Origin of the sequence: Streptomyces sp. NRRL F-5135, from assembly GCF_000719775.1 — a bacterium.
In the GTDB taxonomy this organism is placed as follows: Bacteria; Actinomycetota; Actinomycetes; order Streptomycetales; family Streptomycetaceae; genus Streptomyces; species Streptomyces hebeiensis.
In genome coordinates this window covers 226,638-243,842 of record NZ_JOHR01000007.1, presented here as the reverse complement: position 1 = coordinate 243,842, position 17,205 = coordinate 226,638, and the positions used below count along the sequence as shown (strand labels likewise).

The 17,205-nt window shown below is 72.2% G+C and carries 13 protein-coding genes and 2 pseudogenes; 7 read left to right on the top strand and 8 right to left on the bottom strand.

The features are described 5' to 3' along the window. Positions 1-163: 163 nt before the first annotated feature. Entirely contained in the window at positions 164-1,489 is a 1,326-nt protein-coding gene (locus tag IG02_RS36300) for a bifunctional adenosylcobinamide kinase/adenosylcobinamide-phosphate guanylyltransferase (RefSeq protein WP_037802877.1), read from the bottom strand. A 98-nt stretch (positions 1,490-1,587) separates the two neighbouring features. Here IG02_RS36300 and IG02_RS0113575 point away from each other — a divergent pair, with 98 nt between their 5' ends. Beyond that, positions 1,588-1,797 carry a hypothetical protein gene (locus tag IG02_RS0113575; protein ID WP_030746075.1) on the top strand — a complete coding sequence of 70 codons (210 nt, stop codon included), beginning with the start codon at positions 1,588-1,590 and terminating at the stop codon, positions 1,795-1,797. 148 nt (positions 1,798-1,945) lie between these two features. Here the strand turns inward: IG02_RS0113575 and IG02_RS0113570 are convergent, their stop codons facing one another. The 4 genes from IG02_RS0113570 to IG02_RS0113555 all read right to left on the bottom strand — a co-directional run bounded on the left by IG02_RS0113570 (position 1,946) and on the right by IG02_RS0113555 (position 6,833). Continuing rightward, positions 1,946-3,157: a S1C family serine protease gene (locus IG02_RS0113570; protein ID WP_078854444.1), complete on the bottom strand. Its 1,212-nt coding sequence runs from the start codon at positions 3,155-3,157 to the stop codon at positions 1,946-1,948. 139 nt (positions 3,158-3,296) lie between these two features. Continuing rightward, positions 3,297-5,267, bottom strand: coding sequence for an ABC transporter ATP-binding protein (locus IG02_RS0113565; RefSeq protein WP_030746070.1), 1,971 nt, complete (start codon positions 5,265-5,267; stop codon positions 3,297-3,299). A 151-nt stretch (positions 5,268-5,418) separates the two neighbouring features. Next, the gene (locus tag IG02_RS0113560) at positions 5,419-6,174 is read right to left on the bottom strand and encodes a class I SAM-dependent methyltransferase (protein ID WP_234314745.1); all 756 of its coding nucleotides are present in this window, start codon (positions 6,172-6,174) and stop codon (positions 5,419-5,421) included. A gap of 59 nt (positions 6,175-6,233) precedes the next feature. Beyond that, entirely contained in the window at positions 6,234-6,833 is a 600-nt protein-coding gene (locus IG02_RS0113555) for a DUF3043 domain-containing protein (RefSeq protein WP_030746064.1), read from the bottom strand. Positions 6,834-7,158: 325 nt separating this feature from the next. On the opposite strand from IG02_RS0113555, the gene IG02_RS0113550 reads away from it, so the two are divergent. Further along, positions 7,159-7,938, top strand: a complete 780-nt coding sequence (locus tag IG02_RS0113550; protein ID WP_030746061.1) for a PspA/IM30 family protein — start codon at positions 7,159-7,161, stop codon at positions 7,936-7,938. A 128-nt stretch (positions 7,939-8,066) separates the two neighbouring features. Next, positions 8,067-8,351 carry a PspA-associated protein PspAA gene (gene pspAA / locus IG02_RS0113545; protein WP_030746057.1) on the top strand — a complete coding sequence of 95 codons (285 nt, stop codon included), beginning with the start codon at positions 8,067-8,069 and terminating at the stop codon, positions 8,349-8,351. Between the two features lie 168 nt (positions 8,352-8,519). Here pspAA and IG02_RS40590 read toward each other — a convergent pair. Then, positions 8,520-8,681, bottom strand: a pseudogene (locus tag IG02_RS40590) (NAD(P)-dependent alcohol dehydrogenase); the annotation flags it as partial. 313 nt (positions 8,682-8,994) lie between these two features. Between IG02_RS40590 and IG02_RS0113535 the strand changes: the two are divergent. The 3 genes from IG02_RS0113535 (at position 8,995) to IG02_RS0113525 (ending at position 14,474) form a co-directional block, all read left to right on the top strand. Further along, on the top strand, positions 8,995-10,299 hold the full coding sequence (locus IG02_RS0113535; RefSeq protein WP_051765033.1) for a sensor histidine kinase: 1,305 nt from the start codon (positions 8,995-8,997) through the stop codon (positions 10,297-10,299). Further along, positions 10,296-10,994, top strand: coding sequence for a response regulator (locus IG02_RS0113530; protein ID WP_030746052.1), 699 nt, complete (start codon positions 10,296-10,298; stop codon positions 10,992-10,994). The genes IG02_RS0113535 and IG02_RS0113530 overlap by 4 nt, the downstream gene beginning before the upstream one ends. Positions 10,995-11,264: 270 nt before the next feature. Continuing rightward, positions 11,265-14,474: an efflux RND transporter permease subunit gene (locus tag IG02_RS0113525; protein ID WP_030746048.1), complete on the top strand. Its 3,210-nt coding sequence runs from the start codon at positions 11,265-11,267 to the stop codon at positions 14,472-14,474. A 91-nt stretch (positions 14,475-14,565) separates the two neighbouring features. Here IG02_RS0113525 and IG02_RS0113520 read toward each other — a convergent pair. Further along, positions 14,566-15,468 (bottom strand): annotated as a pseudogene (locus IG02_RS0113520) (non-reducing end alpha-L-arabinofuranosidase family hydrolase); the annotation flags it as partial. 318 nt (positions 15,469-15,786) lie between these two features. Between IG02_RS0113520 and IG02_RS36295 the strand changes: the two are divergent. Continuing rightward, positions 15,787-16,200 (top strand): hypothetical protein, encoded by a 414-nt coding sequence (locus IG02_RS36295; protein ID WP_158712284.1) that lies wholly within the window; start codon positions 15,787-15,789, stop codon positions 16,198-16,200. 117 nt (positions 16,201-16,317) lie between these two features. Here IG02_RS36295 and IG02_RS0113510 read toward each other — a convergent pair whose 3' ends face one another. Next, the gene (locus IG02_RS0113510; RefSeq protein WP_030746041.1) at positions 16,318-17,196 is read right to left on the bottom strand and encodes a TauD/TfdA dioxygenase family protein; all 879 of its coding nucleotides are present in this window, start codon (positions 17,194-17,196) and stop codon (positions 16,318-16,320) included. Positions 17,197-17,205 lie beyond the last annotated feature (9 nt).

Below are 17,205 nucleotides of genomic sequence, written 5' to 3'. Positions count from 1 at the left end.
CCGCCGGTGGCACACAGTGCCCACGGCAGGTATGTGCCGCGTCCCCCTCACGCCGGGAGGCGCCCCGGCGGATATCGGACGGGCCCATCTCGGGCCTCCGGGCGGATACGGGGCGAGTCCGCCGGGGATGTCCCGTGGTACGCGGCGAGTCCGCCGGGAGGCGTCACCGCAAGGTCGTCGTCTGGCCCGCCACCACCATCAGCACGTGCTCGCACTCGTCCGCGACCCGCGCGTTCAGCCGGCCCAGCTCGTCCCGGAACCGCCGGCCCGACGCCGTCGCGGGGACCACGCCCGAGCCGACCTCGTTCGTCACGGCCACCAGCGTCCGCCGCGTCTCCCGTACCGCCGTGACCAGTTCCGCCGTCCGCTCCCGCAGCGCCTTCTCGCCGCCGCCCGACCAGGCCGCGTCGTCCCACGCGTTCACCCGGTCCATCGCGTCCGTCAGCCACAGCGACAGACAGTCGATCAGCAGCGGCGGCCCCTCCGCCGCGAGCAGGGGCACCAGGTCACAGGTCTCGACGGTGTGCCAGGAACCGGGCCGGCGTTCGCGGTGGGCGCGGACGCGGGCGTCCCACTCCCGGTCCCCTTCCCGGGTGCCGCCCGTCGCCACGTACAGCACGCCCGGGAACGCCTCCAGCCGCCGTTCGGCTTCCCAGGACTTGCCCGAGCGCGCCCCGCCCGTCACCAGCGTGCGCCGGGGCACCACGGGCGCCGGGTGGTACGCGCCGATCGTCAGCGTCGTCCCGTCGGGCACCGCCCGCGCGCCCGCCGCCGCGAGCCGGCGCGCCAGCTCCGCGCCGGGCGGTACGTCGTGGTCGACGTGCACCGCCACGACATCCGTGTCCGGCCCCACCGCCCCGGCCGCCCGCAGCCGCGCCACCGCCTCCGGCCGGCCGGTGACGTCGGCGGCCACCATGTCGTACGGGGCCGGGCCCGCCGCCCCCCGGGCCCCACCGGACACACCGGGAGCGCCGGGAACGCCCCGGGCAGCGGCGGCCCCGGGGACTCCCGGTACGCCCGCGCGCCCAGGGCCCCCAGGCCCGCCGGGCGGCCCGCCGTGCGCCCCGGACACCCCCGCGGGAGCGCCGCCCGGCGGCAGGTACAGCAGCCGCTCGCCGTCCGGCCCCGTCACCTCGTATCCCGTGCCCGGCGCGTCCATCGCCACCGCCCGCACCCGGTGCCCGCTGAGCAGCGTCAGCACCCGGCCGTCCGCCACCCGCCCCGCCGAGGGCAGACCGGCGGGCAGTTCGACCGCGGGGCCGTCGTGCGGATGCGTGAGCAGGACCTGGCGCACGCCCGCGAGGGAGTGCCCGGAGCGGGCGGCGGCGAGCGCGGCCCCGGGCGTCAGATCCAGCAGCAGGACCCCGTCCACGAGGAGCGAGGTCGCGGCGCGCGCCCGTTCACCGAGGGCGGTCGCGCAGGACGCGCAGGGGCAGTGGGGCCGGGGGAGGCCGGAGGGGGCTCCGGTGCCGAGCAGAGTCAGTTCCACGAAGACGATCCTCCCGTGTCGCCGCGTTCGGTGCGCGTCCGGCTACGCTGCGGGCAGGAAGCTGATCAGTTCCGCAGGACCCTGGATCGGAGGCGTACATGGCGTGGATGTGGCGGTTCGAGAAGGCTGACGGTACGGAGGTCGCGCCGGCGGTGGAGCCGGAGGACTTCACCACACAGGGGGACGCCGAGTCCTGGGTCGGCGAGGTCTGGAAGGACCTGCTCGAAGGGGGAGTGGACCAGGTCACGCTGTTCGAGGACGGCAACGAGGTGTACGGCCCCATGAGCCTGCAGGCGGCGAGCGACTGACCACCCGACAGGGACCGTCGTTCGCCGGGTCGTCGTTCGCCGCCGTCCACCGGCCGTGGCACGACGCCGGCGCGCGGCGGTTCCCGTCGTACGCATGGCCACGCCGTACGCCGGTGCCGCCGTACGGCCCGGCCGGCGCCCGGTGTCCTCACAACTTGCCCAGCGTGACGTCCGCCACCTTCGTCGAGCCCTCCCGCACATACGTCACCCTCACCTTCTGTCCGGGCCTGTCCGACGCCAACTGCTCCGCCAGCGAGGCGAACGTCGGCACGCGCGTCCCGTCGAGCTTCACGATGACGTCCCCGGGCCTGATGCCCGCCCGCGCCGCCGGGCCGTTCTTCGTCACCGACACGACCGCGACCCCGGACGGCTGGAGGTCCGGGCCCAGGACGGTACGGCCGGTGATGCCCAGGCCCGCCCGGCCCGAGTTCGTGACCTTGCCGTACTTGATGATCTGGTCGGCGATGGTCTTCACCGTCGAGACCGGGATCGCGAAACCGATGCCCGGCGCCGCGCTGTTGCCCAGCTGCTGATCGGTCGCCGCCAGCGTCGGGATGCCGATGACCTCACTGTCCAGGTTGGCCAGCGCGCCCCCGCTGTTGCCCGGGTTGATCGCGGCCGAGGTCTGCACCATGTTGGCGATGACCGCGCCCGTGCCGCCGCCCGCCTCGCCCTCGCTGACGGTCCGTCCGATCGCCGAGACGATGCCCTGGGTGACGCTCCCCGAAAGCCCCAGGGGCGAGCCCATCGCCAGCACGATCTGGCCGACCGCGACCTTGGACGTGGTACCGAACGTCGCCGCGCGCAGGCCCTTCGGGATCGTGGTGAGCTTGATGACCGCGAGGTCCTGCGCGGGGTAGCTGGCGACGAGCTCGGCCCGCAGCGGCTGCTCGCCGGTGGCGATCGTGACGACGAACGTGCGCTGTTTCCCGACCACATGGGCGTTGGTGACGATGTGGCCCTGCCCGTCGTAGACGACGCCCGAGCCCACGCTGTTCCCGGTTTCGATCTGCACGACCGACGGCAGCACGTTCCTGATGACCGTCTCGTAGTCGGTCTGCAGATCGTTGGTCGTCCGCGGCGCGGCCGCGGCCCGGGACGTCGTGCCGGCCACCGAGGTGTTGTCGAAGGTGCCCGCGCCCCCGGTGTTCCCCGAGCGGGGCGCTCCCACCTCTGAGCAGCCGGCGGCCAGGACGGCCGAGGCGGTCAGGACGACCCCGGCGAGCAGTCGGGACGTACGGGCCGGTCGGGCCGGTCGGGACGTACGGGCTGGTCGGGACGTGCGGGCCGGGCCGGCGACACGCGGCAGCGGCCACCGCGAGCGGCCCCGGCGCGGACCGTGTGGAAGCGAAACAGTCATGCCCGGAGTATCCCTTTTGTGCTGTCGGGTGGCTCCCGCTGCGCCGCCGATCAGTGGCGTACGCCGAGGTACGGCCCTCCCCGCAGGCCCCGCGCCGCCGCCCCGCGCCGGCCCTCCGCCGCCAGGAACCGAGCCGGGCTCACCGCTCCGCCGCCAGGAACTGAGTCGCCGCCAGCTCCCCGTACAGCGGGTCGTTCGCCACCAGCTCCTCATGCGTCCCCACCGCACGCACCCGCCCCGCGTCCATCACCACGATCCGGTCCGCCAGCGTCACCGTCGACAGCCGGTGCGCCACCACCAGCACCGTCACCTCCCGCGACACCTCCGCCACCACGTCCCGCAGGGCCATCTCGTTGACCGCGTCCAGCTGCGAGGTGGCCTCGTCCAGGAGCAGCAGCCGGGGCCGCCGCAGCAGCGCACGCGCGATCGCCACCCGTTGCCGTTCACCGCCCGACAGGGTGGAGCCGCGGTGCCCGACCGGTGTGTGCAGGCCCTCCGGCAGCCGTTCCACCAGCGTGTCCAGCCGCGCCCGCGCGAGGACCTCGCGCATCTCCTCGTCGGAGGCGTCCGGCGCGGCGAAGACCAGGTTCTCGCGCAGGGTCCCGGCCAGCACCGGCGCGTCCTGCTCGACATAGCCGATGGCGGCGCGCAGTTCGGCGAGGGGCAGGTCGCGGACGTCCCGCCCGTCGACCAGGATCCGGCCGCCGGTCGCCTCGTAGAACCGTTCCAGCAGCCCGAAGACGGTCGTCTTGCCCGCGCCCGACGGACCGACGAAGGCGGTCATCCCGGGGCCGGGGACCTCGAAGGAGACGCCGTGGTGGACGTACGGCAGCCCCTCGCGGTAGCGGAAGGTGACGTTCTCGAAGACGACGGAGGCGGGACTCGGGCCGGGACCGGGACCCCGACCGGCCGGCCCGCCGGTCGCGGCGACGGCGACGGTGGCGGCGACGGGAGCGGCGACGGGAGCGGCGACGGTGGCGGCGACAGGTGCGGGTGCGGCGACGGGCGCCGTCGTCGCCGGCGTCGGGAGCGCGCCAGTGGCAGCCGGTCTGTCCGTTCCCGGTCCCTCCGTCTCCGGTCCCTCCGCCTCCACCTCTTCCGTCTCCAGTCGCTCCGCCTCCGCGATCCGGGCCACGGCCGCCGCCCCCACCTGGAACTGCGCCACCGCGTTCACCAGCTTCGAGACCGGCTCGATCAGGTAGAAGAGCAACAGCAGGAACGCGACCAGCGTCGATACGGTGATCGCTCCAGAGGCGACCCGCGCCCCGCCGACGCCCAGCACCGTCAGGAACGACATCTGCACGGCCAGTCCGACCGACGCCCCGGCCAGCGACTGCCACTTCGCGGTCTTCACGCCCTGCCGCCACGCCTCCCGCGCCGCCGCCTCCACGACCGCGGTCTCGCGCTCCTCCGCCCCCGACGCCTTGACCGTACGGAACGCCCCGAAGGCCCGTTCCAGAACCGTCGAGATGTGCCCGACCGCCTCCTGGGAGCGCTTCGTGGCCCGGGCGATCTTCGGCATCACCGTGGCGACCGCGGCGCCGATCACGACGATCACCCCGAGCGTGACGCCCAGCAGGACCGCGTCCATCACCCCCATCAGCGCGATCGTCGCCAGCGTCGAGAGCGCGCCGGTGGCCGCCGAGACCACCGACTGCGTCGTCACGGAGCGCAGCAGCGTGGTGTCCGAGGTGACCCGGGACATCAGGTCGCCGGGCTGGGTCCGCTCCACTTCCGGCAGGCGCAGCCGGAGCAGCCGCCCGATCAGCGAGCGCCGGGCGGCCAGGACGACGGACTCGGCGGTCCGCTCGAGGAGGTACGCGCCGAACGCCTCGACCGCCGTGCCGAACACCACCAGAGCGGTGAGGAACAGCAGGATCCCGGTGATCGAGCCGTTCTCGCCGAGCCGGTCCACCAGCGCCTTGGCGGCGAGCGGCTGGGCCAGCGCGCTCGCGGAGCCGATCAGCGCCAGGAGCGCGCCGAGGGCGATGACGCGGCGGTGCGGCCGGATGTGCCGGTACAGCGCCCGCCAGGTCTCCCGGCCGGGCAGCAGGGGAGCGTTCTCTTCACCGGTGCCGGTGGCGGGACTCGATGCGGTCGCGGAGGTCACGGACTCGAGGACGCGAAAAGGGGGCTCGCGGCCTGGCACGGAACCGGCCAGTGCGGATGGCTGGATCCGGCCGTCGCGCCCTGTCGCGCCCCGTCGCGTCCCGGCCGCCGGACACCCGGTCGCGCGGCGGTGCGGCCCGTGCGCGAACCGTTCAGCCCCGTACCCCGAACAAGTGCAGCAGCGCGGCGACCCCCCGGTACGGATCCGTGCGCCCCGCCCGGTCCTCCGCCGACAGCAGCCGTTCCAGCTCCGCCTCGTCCGCCGGCGGCTCCTGGCCGTCGGCGGCGCCGTCCGTGAAGAGCCGGACGCCGTACCAGGCGTGCAGCGGCGCCGCGATGCCCGCCAGCGTCGCCGTGAGCACGTCCAGCCGGTCCGCGCGCACCCGCAGCCCCAGCCGGCTGGTGTACGTGTCCGTGTCGAAGGCGGCCAGCGCGCCCGCCCAGTCGCCGTTCAGGCCGGGCCGCAGGGCCAGGCTGTCCGCGTTCCGTACGAGCAGGGACAGCAGACCGCCGGGCGCCAGCATCCGGGCCAGCCCGGCGAGCATCGCGTCCGGCTCGCTCACGTACATCAGTACGCCGTGGCACAGGACGACGTCGAAGCTGCCGGGCAGGAAGTGGACCCCGGTCTCCCGGCCGTCGCCCTCGATCAGCCGGACCCGCTCCCGTATGCCCTCCGGTTCGGTGGCGAGCGACGCACGGGCCGTGGCCAGCATCTCGGCGTCCGACTCCAGACCCGTGACCGTGTGTCCGCCGCGCGCCAGCCGCAGCGCCTGGGTGCCCTGGCCCATGCCCACGTCCAGCACCCGCAGCCGCTGCCCGACCGGGAAGCGCTGGGCTATCTGCTCGTCGATCTGACGGGCGACGAGTTCCTGTCGGACGACATTGCGCAGCCCACCGAGCCCGGCCAGCCAGTTCGCCGACCCACCGGCGAATCCGGACGGGGCCCCGGGCCCGGGTCTGTCCGCGCTCAGGGCCGCTCCCCGCGCTTGACCTGCGGCTTGGGCAGCCGGAGCCGGCGCATCTGGAGCGTGCGCATCAGGCCGTACGCCACGGCGCCGCGCTTGGGGGTGTCCGGGAAGCGCTCCGCGAGCTGCTTCCGCAGCCGGAAGCCGAGCCCGACGGAGTCGATGACGATCAGCACGATCACGGCCAGCCAGAGCAGCAGCGAGATCGTCTGGATCTGCGGCACCCTGATCATGCTCAGTACCAGGATCACCACCGCGAGCGGCAGGAAGAACTCCGCCAGGCAGAAGCGCGAGTCGACGAAGTCACGGACGAAGCGGCGCACGGGCCCCTTGTCACGGACCGGCAGGTAGCGCTCGTCGCCGCTCGCGAGGGCCTCGCGCTGCCTGGCCAGGTCCGCCCGGCGCGCCTCGCGCTGGCGCTTCATGGCCGTCTTGCGGTCGGTCGGCGTCGTCGAGGCGCGGCGGCGCTGCGACTCGGCCTCACTGCGCTTGGGGGTCGGGCGGCCCTTGGGGGCCTGCGGGTCGCGGGGCTGCGTGGAAGGACCGTTCGTCGTCACCGAGGTGGACGGGGCCTTCTCTTCTTTGGAACGGCTACGGAACACAAGCCCCAAGGGTACGGGGTGAGGCGGTTGGACCCCACCCCGGCGGGGAACGATCCCGCAACGGCGGGTGTCCGAACCAGGACACCTCCGGACAGTCCGTCCCGCCCCGTCCGTACCCTGGACAGAGGGGACGCGGTCCCCCCGCCTCCCCGAAGGTCATCTACTCCCTGCGCCGGATCGGCGCGAGCCGTAGTCGTCCTTGGGGATGAGCGCATCCGCGCCCGAACAGTGCGGTAATAGAGGCAGGCCCCGTACTGTGGGTCTGGTCGAAGTGCTGGAGCTGGAGTCCGTCAGAAGGGGGCGCGCGAAGCCCATGAGCGGTGTCATGAAACGTATGGGAATGATCTTCCGCGCGAAGGCGAACAAGGCCCTTGACCGGGCCGAGGACCCGCGCGAAACCCTTGACTACTCGTACCAGAAGCAGCTCGAACTGCTCCAGAAGGTGCGCCGTGGTGTCGCCGATGTGGCGACGTCGCGCAAGCGGCTGGAATTGCAGCTGAACCAGTTGCAGGGGCAGTCCACCAAGCTGGAGGAGCAGGGCCGCAAGGCGCTGGCACTGGGCCGGGAGGATCTGGCGCGCGAGGCGCTCTCGCGCCGTGCGGCGCTCCAGCAGCAGGTCAGCGACCTGGAGACGCAGCACCAGACGCTCCAGGGCGAGGAGGAGAAGCTGACGCTCGCGGCGCAGCGGCTCCAGGTCAAGGTCGACGCCTTCCGTACGAAGAAGGAGACGATCAAGGCCACCTACACCGCGGCGCAGGCCCAGACCCGGATCGGCGAGGCGTTCTCCGGCATCTCGGAGGAGATGGGCGACGTCGGCATGGCGATCCAGCGCGCGGAGGACAAGACCGCCCAGCTCCAGGCGCGGGCCGGCGCGATCGACGAGCTGCTGGCCTCGGGCGCGCTGGACGACCCGACCGGCACGTCGAAGGACGACATCGCGGCCGAGCTGGACCGGATCTCCGGTGGTACGGACGTCGAGCTGGAGCTCCAGCGGATGAAGGCGGAGCTCGCGGGCGGCTCGTCGGCGCAGCAGCAGGCGATCGAGGGCGGCGCGGACGCGCAGGACGCCCCGCGGCAGAACCAGCACAAGTTCGACAAGCAGTGACGAACCGCTGGAGGTGAACCGCTGGCGGCGAACCTCCAGAGACGAACCTCCAGAGACGAACCTCCGGAGACGAACCTCCGGAGATGAACGCCGGAGACCGACGCTAGAGACGAACGGCAGGGCTCGACATGATCGTACGGATCATGGGGGAGGGCCAGGTGAGGCTGGCGGACCGCCACTTCGCCGAGTTGAACGCGCTGGACGACGAACTGCTCGCCGAGGTGCGCGACGGTGACGGGGAGGGGTTCCGCCGTACGTTCCACGCGCTGCTGGCGAAGGTGCGGGAACTGGGCGAGCCCCTGCCGGACGACGCGCTGGAGCCGTCGGAGCTGATTCTCCCGGCGGCGGAGGCGACGCTGGACGAGGTCCGGGCGATGCTGAACGACGAGGGGCTGATCCCGAGTCCGGGCTGACCCGTGGGGGAGCCACCGCGGGAAGGCCCGAGGACGCGTCCGCGTGGGCGTCCGCATCCGGGTCCGCGAACGTGGCCGTGTCCGCGCCCGCGCGACGGGACGCGGGGCCCGGCGCGACGCCGCCGTGGCCGAGTGGCACCGGCTCGCTCCCGCCCGGGGCCCCGCCGCTCAAGCCGGTCCGTCCAGATCGGACATGTCGAGTACGAAGCGGTAGCGGACGTCGCCTCGCCCGAGCCGGTCGAGCGCCTCGTTCACACGCGCCGAGGGCAGCAGCTCGATGTCGGCGGTGATGCCGTGCTCGGCGCAGAAGTCCAGCATGGCCGCGGTCGCGGCGTCCGCCGCGCCATGACACCCGGGTAACTCCGCGACCGGGGCGCGGCTCGCGAATCCCGTCCTGCCGTCTTTTGCGTCCGGTGTCGCGGTACGCGGAGGAACGAGCACGAGAGTGGGGGCAACCGCCACCTACGTTCTCCAGGGACGCGGCGGGAGGTACACCCCGCCGGGCCCCCGGCGCCCCGCCGCGCCGGGTACCCGCACCCCGTACTCCGTACCCAGCCGCACCCGCACCGCCGCCCCGGCGGACAATGGCTCCGCACCCCGGCCCGGCCGGCCCGGCCACCACCCCCCGACGGAGGCGACCGACGTGACCCCCCTGGCTCCCGCCTTCGCCCGTACGCGGTTCTGGTCCCGCGCGCATCCGCTCGCCGTCGACGGGTGCCTCGCCACCGCCACGCTCGTCGTCATGGTCATCGGGGCGTTCGCCGAGCCGCACCGGGGGCCCCACGGGCCCACCTTCGACACCCGTACCCCGGACGTCGCCGGCATCGTCCTGATCGTGCTCAGTGCCCTCGCCCTCGCCTTCCGGCGGCGCGCGCCGCTGGCGGTGCTGGTGGGGACCGGCGGGATCACCCTCCTCGACCTGCTCACCGGCAGCCCGCCCACCACCACGTCGTTCAGCGTCGTCATCGCGCTCTACACCGTCGCCGCCCACACCGACCGCCCCACCACCTGGCGCGTCGGCCTCGCGACCATGACCGTGCTCACCGCCGTGGCGATGTGGACCAGCCCGGGGCCGTGGTACGCGCAGGAGAACCTGGTGATCTTCGCGTGGACCGGGATGGCGGGCGCGGCGGGGGACGCCGTGCGCAGCCGGCGCGCCTTCATCGACGCCATCCGGGAGCGTGCCGAACGCGCCGAACGCACCCGCGAGGAGGAGGCCCGCCGCCGGGTCGCCGAGGAGCGGATGCGCATAGCGCGGGACCTGCACGACGTCGTCGCCCACCACATCGCGCTGGTCAACGTCCAGGCCGGGGTCGCCTCCCACGTCATGGACAAGCGTCCCGACCAGGCGAAGGAGGCGCTCGCGCACGTACGGGAGGCCAGCCGCTCCGCGCTCGACGAACTGCGCGTCACCGTCGGCCTGCTGCGCCAGTCCGGCGACTCCGACGCGCCCACCGAACCGGCGCCGGGCCTCGCGCAACTCGACGCGCTGCTGGACACCTTCCGCAACGCGGGGCTGCCCGTCGCGTACGTCACGACCGGCCTGACCGGACCCCTCGGCCTGCCCGCCGGCCGTCTCCCCGCCGCCGTGGACCTCGCCGCGTACCGGATCGTCCAGGAGGCCCTGACCAATGTCCGCAAGCACGCGGGCCCGTCCGCCAAGGCGGAGGTCAGCGTCGTACGGGTCGGCCCGGCCGTCGAGATAACGGTCCTGGACGACGGCTCGAACGGGTCCCTCGGCGAGACCGCCGGCACGACCCCCCACATCGCCTCCGGCGGCCACGGCCTCGTCGGCATGCGCGAGCGCGTCACCGCTCTCGGCGGCACCCTCAGCGCCGGACCCCGTTACGGCGGCGGCTTCCGCACCCAGGCGATACTGCCGGTCGAGCCGGCCGGTCACACCGAGGACCGGGCCGGTTGCCGTACGGGGGAGGACGGACGGGAATGACGGAGAAGAAGATACGGGTGGTCCTGGCGGACGATCAGGCCCTGCTGCGCAGCGCGTTCCGCGTGCTCGTGGACTCGGAGCCCGATATGGAGGTCGTCGGGGAGGCCGCCGACGGCGCGCAGGCCGTGGCCGTGGCCCGGTCGGCCCGCGCCGATGTCGTCCTGATGGACATCCGGATGCCCGGTACGGACGGGCTGGCCGCCACCCGCATGATCAGCGCGGACCCCGATCTCGCCGGGGTGCGGGTGGTGATGCTGACGACGTTCGAGGTCGACGAGTACGTCGTGCAGTCCCTGCGGGCAGGCGCCGCGGGCTTCCTCGGCAAGGGCGCCGAGCCGGACGACCTGCTGGGCGGCATCCGCATCGCCGCCGCCGGTGAGGCCCTGCTGTCGCCCGCCGCGACGAAGGGCCTGATCGCGAGCTTCCTCGCCCAGGACGGTGCCCGCGCCGACGGCGAGGCGGCCCCCGGCGCGTACGCCGAACGCCTGGCGGCCCTCACCGGGCGCGAACGCGAGGTCCTGGTCCAGGTCGCGGGCGGTCTCTCCAACGACGGGATCGCGGAGCGGCTCTCGGTCAGTCCGCTGACCGTCAAGACGCATGTGAACCGGGCGATGGCGAAACTGGGTGCCCGCGACCGCGCGCAACTGGTGGTCATCGCCTATGAATCGGGCCTTGTACGTCCAAGGGTGGAGTGAGCGCCCGCCTCCGCGTACTCCAAGCGCGGTACGCGACGGTCGAGGAAATGGACCTGCGGCCTACGAAAGCGGTGCCGGGGATGGCTGATCGTATAGATGGGCCGTTGTTCCCTTCCGTTCCATGACGGGTTCCATGACGGGTCCACGACGGGCCATCCGTGTCCGGAAGGCTCCGCGCCACAGCGTGCGGTGCCCGGCACGGGCGGCTCGCGCCGGGCCGCCGGGGGCCGCAGTGCCCAGCCGCCGCGTACACCACAGAAGAGAGACCCCATGTCCTGGCTGTCGAAATTCAGCCTCGCGCAACGGGCCCTGATCGGTCTGATGTCGATCGTCGCGATCGTCTTCGGGGCCATCGCGATACCCCAGCTCAAGCAGCAGTTGATGCCCTCCATCGAGCTTCCGATGGTCTCGGTGATCGCCCCCTACCAGGGCGCCTCCCCCGATGTCGTCGAGAAGCAGGTCGTCGAGCCGCTGGAAGACTCGATCAAGGCGGTCGACGGCATCAGCGGCGTCACCTCCACGGCGAGCGAGGGCAGCGCCGTGATCATGGCCAGCTTCGACTTCGGCGGCGGCGACAACAAGCAGCTCGTCGCCGACATCCAGCAGGCCGTGAACCGCGCCCGCGCCCAGCTGCCCGCCGACGTCGACCCGCAGGTCGTGGCCGGCGGCACGGACGACATCCCGACCGTCGTCCTCGCCGTCACCTCGGACAAGGACCAGCAGGCACTCGCCGGCCAGCTGGAGCGCACCGTCGTACCCGCGCTGGAGGACATCGACGGCGTCGGCCAGGTCAGCATCGACGGTGTCCGTGACCTCCAGGTCGCCGTCACGCCCGACGACAAGAAGCTCGCCGCGGCGGGCCTGAACACCATGGCCCTCTCCGAGGCCCTGAAGGCCGGCGGCGCCACGGTCCCGGCGGGCGCGTTCGACGAGGACGGCAAGAGCCGTACGGTCCAGGTCGGCGGCGGCTACACCTCGCTGAAGCAGATCGAGGACCTGCGGATCACGCCCCCGGCCGGCGCGGGCGGAGCCTCCGGTGGTGCCGGTGGCGCGGGCGCCGGTGCGGGCGCCGGGCCCGTTCGCCTCGGGGACATCGCCAAGATCGAGCAGAAGCAGGCCGCCGCGACCTCCCTGACCCGTACGAACGGCAAGCCCAGCCTCGCCGTCGCGGCCACCATGGACAACAACGGCAGCGCCGTCGCGATCTCGGACGCGGTCCAGGACAAGCTGCCCGGCCTGCGGGCGGACCTCGGTTCCGGCGCCGAGCTGACCGTCGTCAGCGACCAGGGCCCGGCCGTCTCCAAGTCGATCTCCGGCCTGACCACCGAGGGCGCGCTCGGCCTGGTCTTCGCGGTCCTCGTGATCCTGGTCTTCCTCTCCTCCATCCGCTCGACGCTGGTCACCGCGGTCTCCATCCCGCTCTCCGTCCTCCTGGCGCTGATCGTGCTGTGGACGCGCGACCTGTCGCTCAACATGCTCACCCTGGGCGCCCTGACCATCGCGATCGGCCGGGTCGTCGACGACTCGATCGTCGTCCTGGAGAACATCAAGCGGCACCTCGGCTACGGCGAGGAGCGGCAGCACGCCATCCTCACCGCGGTCAGGGAGGTCGCGGGCGCGGTCACCTCCTCCACCCTGACCACCGTCGCCGTGTTCCTGCCGATCGGCCTGGTCGGCGGCCTGGTCGGCGAGCTGTTCGGCTCGTTCTCGCTGACGGTGACGGCGGCGCTGCTCGCCTCCCTGCTCGTGTCGCTGACGGTCGTACCGGTCCTGTCGTACTGGTTCCTGCGCGCCCCCAAGGACATCGACGGGGTCGACCCCGAGGAAGCCCGTCGCCTGGCGGAGGAGAAGGAGAACCGCAGCAGGCTCCAGCGGCTGTACGTGCCGGTGCTGCGCTTCGCGACCCGCCGCCGCGTCACCAGCGTGGTCATCGCGATCGTCGTCCTGTTCGGCACGTTCGGGATGGCACCGCTGCTCAAGACCAACTTCTTCGACCAGGGCGAGCAGGAAGTCCTGACCGTCAAGCAGAAGCTCGCGCCCGGCACCAGCCTGGCGTCGGCCGACGCCGCCGCGAAGAAGGTCGAGAAGGCCCTCGTCGGCATCGACGAGGTCAAGGACTACCAGGTCACCATCGGCTCCTCCGGCTTCATGGCCGCCTTCGGCGGCGGTACGGGCGCGAACCAGGCGTCGTACCAGGTGACGCTGAAGGACTCCGCGTCCTACGAGAAGGCCCAGGAGAAGATCGAGAAGGCGCTGGCCGGGCTCGACGGCGTCGGCACGACGACCATCAGCGGCGGTGACGGCTTCGCCAGCCAGGACCTGAGCGTCGTGGTCAAGGCATCCGAGGCGGACACGCTGCGCAAGGCCGCCGACCAGGTCCAGGGTGTCGTCGCCGGCCTGGACGACGTCACGGACGTGCAGAGCGACCTGTCCCAGAGCATCCCGCGCGTCTCCGTGAAGGCCAACGCGAAGGCCGCGGAGGCCGGTCTGAACGACACCGCGATCGGCGGGGCCGTCGCCCAGGCCGTCAGCGGCACGCGGTCGGGCACGGCGGTCCTGGACGACACCGAGCGCGATGTCGTGATCACCTCGGCCGAGCCGGCCACGACGGTCGCGGAGCTGAAGAACCTTCCGCTCGGCCCGGTGAAGCTCGGTCAGGTCGCGGACGTGAAGCTCGTCCCCGGCCCGGTCTCGATGACCCGTATCGACGGCGCGCGCGCCGCGACGATCACCGCCCGGCCCACCGGCGACAACACCGGCGCCGTCAGCACCGAACTCCAGACGAAGATCAACGCGCTGGACCTGCCGGAGGGCGCGACCGCGTCCATCGGCGGTGTCTCCGCGGACCAGGACGACGCGTTCGTGAACCTCGGCCTCGCCATGCTGGCCGCCATCGCCATCGTGTTCATGCTGCTCGTCGCGACGTTCCGGTCGCTGGTGCAGCCGCTGATCCTGCTGGTGTCCATCCCGTTCGCGGCGACCGGCGCGCTCGGCCTGCTGATCCTGACCGGTACGCCGATGGGCGTCCCGGCGATGATCGGCATGCTGATGCTGATCGGCATCGTGGTCACCAACGCGATCGTGCTGATCGACCTGATCAACCAGTACCGGGCCCAGGGCCTGAGCGTGGTCGACGCGGTCGTCGAGGGCGGCCGCCACCGGCTCCGCCCGATCCTGATGACGGCGCTGGCGACGATCTTCGCGCTGCTGCCGATGGCGCTGGGCGTCACGGGCGAGGGCGGCTTCATCGCCCAGCCGCTGGCCGTGGTGGTGATCGGCGGTCTGGTGACCTCGACCGTCCTGACGCTGCTGCTGGTGCCGACGCTGTACGCCGTGGTGGAGCTGCGCAAGGAGCGCCGGGCCGCGAAGAAGGCGGCCAAGCGCGCGGCGAAGCGGGGCGGCGGGAACGAGGGCCCGGGGGCCTCGGGACCGGCCGGCGCCCCGGCCTCGGAGCCGGACCCGGAGCCGGTGAACGCCTGAGGGGTCCGCTGACTCCCAGGAGTTGAGAAGCTGACTCCCAGGAGCTGAGAAAGAGGAACCCCGGCCCGCGCACGGCCGGGGTTCCTCGCGTTCAGCGCTGGAGCGTGAGGACGCCCGGCCGCCAGGGCAGCTGGTCGTAGGGGCCGTTCGCGGAGGGCGACTTGCCCTGGTAGAGGAACTGCAGGTTGCAGGGGTCGACGGTCATGGTCTGGTCCGGGTTGTTGCGGACCAGGTCACCGTGGCTGATGTCATTGGTCCAGGTGGCACCGCTGTTGGCCTTGCCCGCGAAGGGCCTGCTCTCGCTGACGGCCTGCGGGGTCCACGAACCGCTCAGGCTGGAGGCCGTGAACGAGCGGAAGTAGCGCCCGTTCGCACCCATCGCCTCAACGATCATGAGGTACTGGTTCTGGTCCTGAAGCTTGTAGACCTGCACCCCTTCGAACAGGTTGTTCCTCGAGTCGCTCATGATCGTCGTGTACGACGAGCCGAAGTTGCCCGGGAAGTTGCCGATCGGCATGCTCGCTCGGTAGATCTTGCCGTTGTCACCGGCGAAGAACAGGTACATGTTCTGGCCGTCGGCGATCAGGGTCTGGTCGATCGGGCCGGTTCCGGAGTCGGGGAGGCTGCCGGTGAACAGCGGCTGCGGCGAGGACCAGCCGTTGGGGTTGGTGGGGTCGCTCGACGTGCGGTAGATGAAGGGCCACGCCCCCCACTGGTACGCCAGCACCCAGACGTTCTTGGGCGCGAAGTAGAACAGCGTGGGTGCCACGGCGGCCTGGCTCATCCCGGCCTGGCCGGCCGACGCCATGTCCGACCAGTTCGTGAAGGGGCTGAACCTCATCGAGCCGTAGGACGATCCCGACACGTTCGACGCGTAGACCAGGCGCTTGCCGTTGTAGTTCACGCTGGTGAAGTCCTTCAGTGAGACCCACCCGTTCGCCGGCTGCGCCAGCACGCCCGTCGATGTCCACCGGTACGTCGACGGAAGGGAACACGCGCTGGTGGCCGCCTGGGCCGGGTTGACGACGAGCGTCGCCGCTAATGAGACCAGGGCCGCGACCGTGGCGGAGAGCACCACGGACAGGTGTTTGCGGCTGAAACTTCCTCTGCGCATGAGGACCTCTGATTCTTGAGTGGGAGGTGTCCTGTCATGGAGCGGAGCGGGACCGGCATGTTCGTGATATCGAACAAGGGTCGACTCATCGAGCAAGCTGGATGATAGGAGGCCGCGGAGCGGCGTCAATACCTCTCGCAATATTCGCTAGCAACGTCGAAAGGTTTCGGGGCCGGAGGGTCCGCGTACGCTCGGCCGGTGCGCTTTCGAAACGTGTTCCTGACGTTGTTCCTGCTGCCGCTGTTCGCCGGCCTGGTCTACTTCGCCAAGGGGGCGTCGGTGCCGGACACCGTGGAATGTCCCGGCCTGCTCCTCGGCGAGGACGGTGAGGAGCACGGCGTCCTCATGCGGCCGGGCGACCGCTCGGTCTGCCACCTGTACGACTACCCGACGGCACGCTCGACGGGCAGGCGCGACTACGAGGAGCAGGCGACCGCGCAGGCGGACGAGCGGATACGTGACTACCAACTCGGCGCGGCCTTCGCCGGATACGGCGTGACCGGGCTGTTCTTCGTCGTCTCGGGTCTCGGCCCGTGGCGCGGGTCGAAGGCCGCGGTCGCGGTCCGGGCGGACGCGGGACAGGGCGACGACCGGCACCGGGAGGAACCGTAGTGCTGTCGCCGCCGCTGTCGCCGCTGCCGCACGCGCGTGGCCGGGGCCCGTCACGGCCGGGGTCTCACGGCCGGGTCTGGCACGGCCGGGGTCTGTCGCGGTCGGGCCCGGGGCCCGTCACGCCCGGGGGCGCGTACCGTCGATGGCGACGCGCCGGCCGTAGCGCGAGTGCGGGAAGTAGTCCCAGACAGCGTGGTGCTGGACACAGCGGTTGTCCCAGAACACCAGCGTGTTCGGCTGCCAGCGGACCCGGCAGTGCAGCAGGGGTGTCCGGGCGATGTGGGTGTAGAGCATCTCGAGGACGGCCGTGCTCTCGGAGCGGGAGAGCTGGGTGATGTGCGAGGTGTAGGGGGCGTTGACGAAGAGGATCTTGCGGCCGGTGTCGGGGTGGCGGGCCACGACCGGGTGTTCGTTGCGCGGCACGTCGTACTCGGGCGGCGGGGTCTGGCCCTGTGCCAGCCAGGGAAGCGCACCGTCGTGCACGGCGGTCAGCCCGTCCAGGAACGTCTTCATCGCGGGCGACAGCATCTCGTAGGCCAGATGCATGTTGGCGAACAGGGTGTCGCCGCCGCTGCCGACCTCCGGGACGCGGGTGATGTGGAGCATCGAACCGAGCGACGGCTCGGCGTCCGCGGTGCCGTCGGCGTGCCAGCCGTTGCCGGCGATCATCCGGGAGTCCTTGTTCGCGCTGATCTCCAGGATGTACGGGTCCGAGCCCTCCGCCGGGAGGGCCACGGGGTGCAGCGGGCCGAAGAGGGCGGCGAACCGCTTGTGGTCCTCCGGGGTGAGGTGCTGGTCGCGGAAGGCGAGCACGTGGTGGGTGAGGAAGGCCTGTTTGACCTCCTTCTCCTGTTCCGGTGTCAGCTCCCTGGAGAGGTCGAGCCCCGTCACCTCGGCGCCGAGCAGCGGGGTCAGCGGGTCGACGACGAAGCTGTCGTACGTCTCTCGCGGGCGGGTGGTGACGCTTTCGACGGCGTCCAGTGCGAACTGTTCCATGCGGGTTCT

What these genes read in the sequence shown, in the direction of transcription:
- IG02_RS0113575 (WP_030746075.1), top strand. Translation starts at nt 1,588, where the DNA reads ATGGCGTGGATGTGGCGGTTCGAGAAGGCTGACGGTACGGAGGTCGCG.
- IG02_RS0113570 (WP_078854444.1), bottom strand. Translation starts at nt 3,157, where the DNA reads ATGACTGTTTCGCTTCCACACGGTCCGCGCCGGGGCCGCTCGCGGTGG.
- IG02_RS0113550 (WP_030746061.1), top strand. Translation starts at nt 7,159, where the DNA reads ATGAAACGTATGGGAATGATCTTCCGCGCGAAGGCGAACAAGGCCCTT.
- pspAA (WP_030746057.1), top strand. Translation starts at nt 8,067, where the DNA reads ATGATCGTACGGATCATGGGGGAGGGCCAGGTGAGGCTGGCGGACCGC.
- IG02_RS0113530 (WP_030746052.1), top strand. Translation starts at nt 10,296, where the DNA reads ATGACGGAGAAGAAGATACGGGTGGTCCTGGCGGACGATCAGGCCCTG.
- IG02_RS0113525 (WP_030746048.1), top strand. Translation starts at nt 11,265, where the DNA reads ATGTCCTGGCTGTCGAAATTCAGCCTCGCGCAACGGGCCCTGATCGGT.
- IG02_RS0113510 (WP_030746041.1), bottom strand. Translation starts at nt 17,196, where the DNA reads ATGGAACAGTTCGCACTGGACGCCGTCGAAAGCGTCACCACCCGCCCG.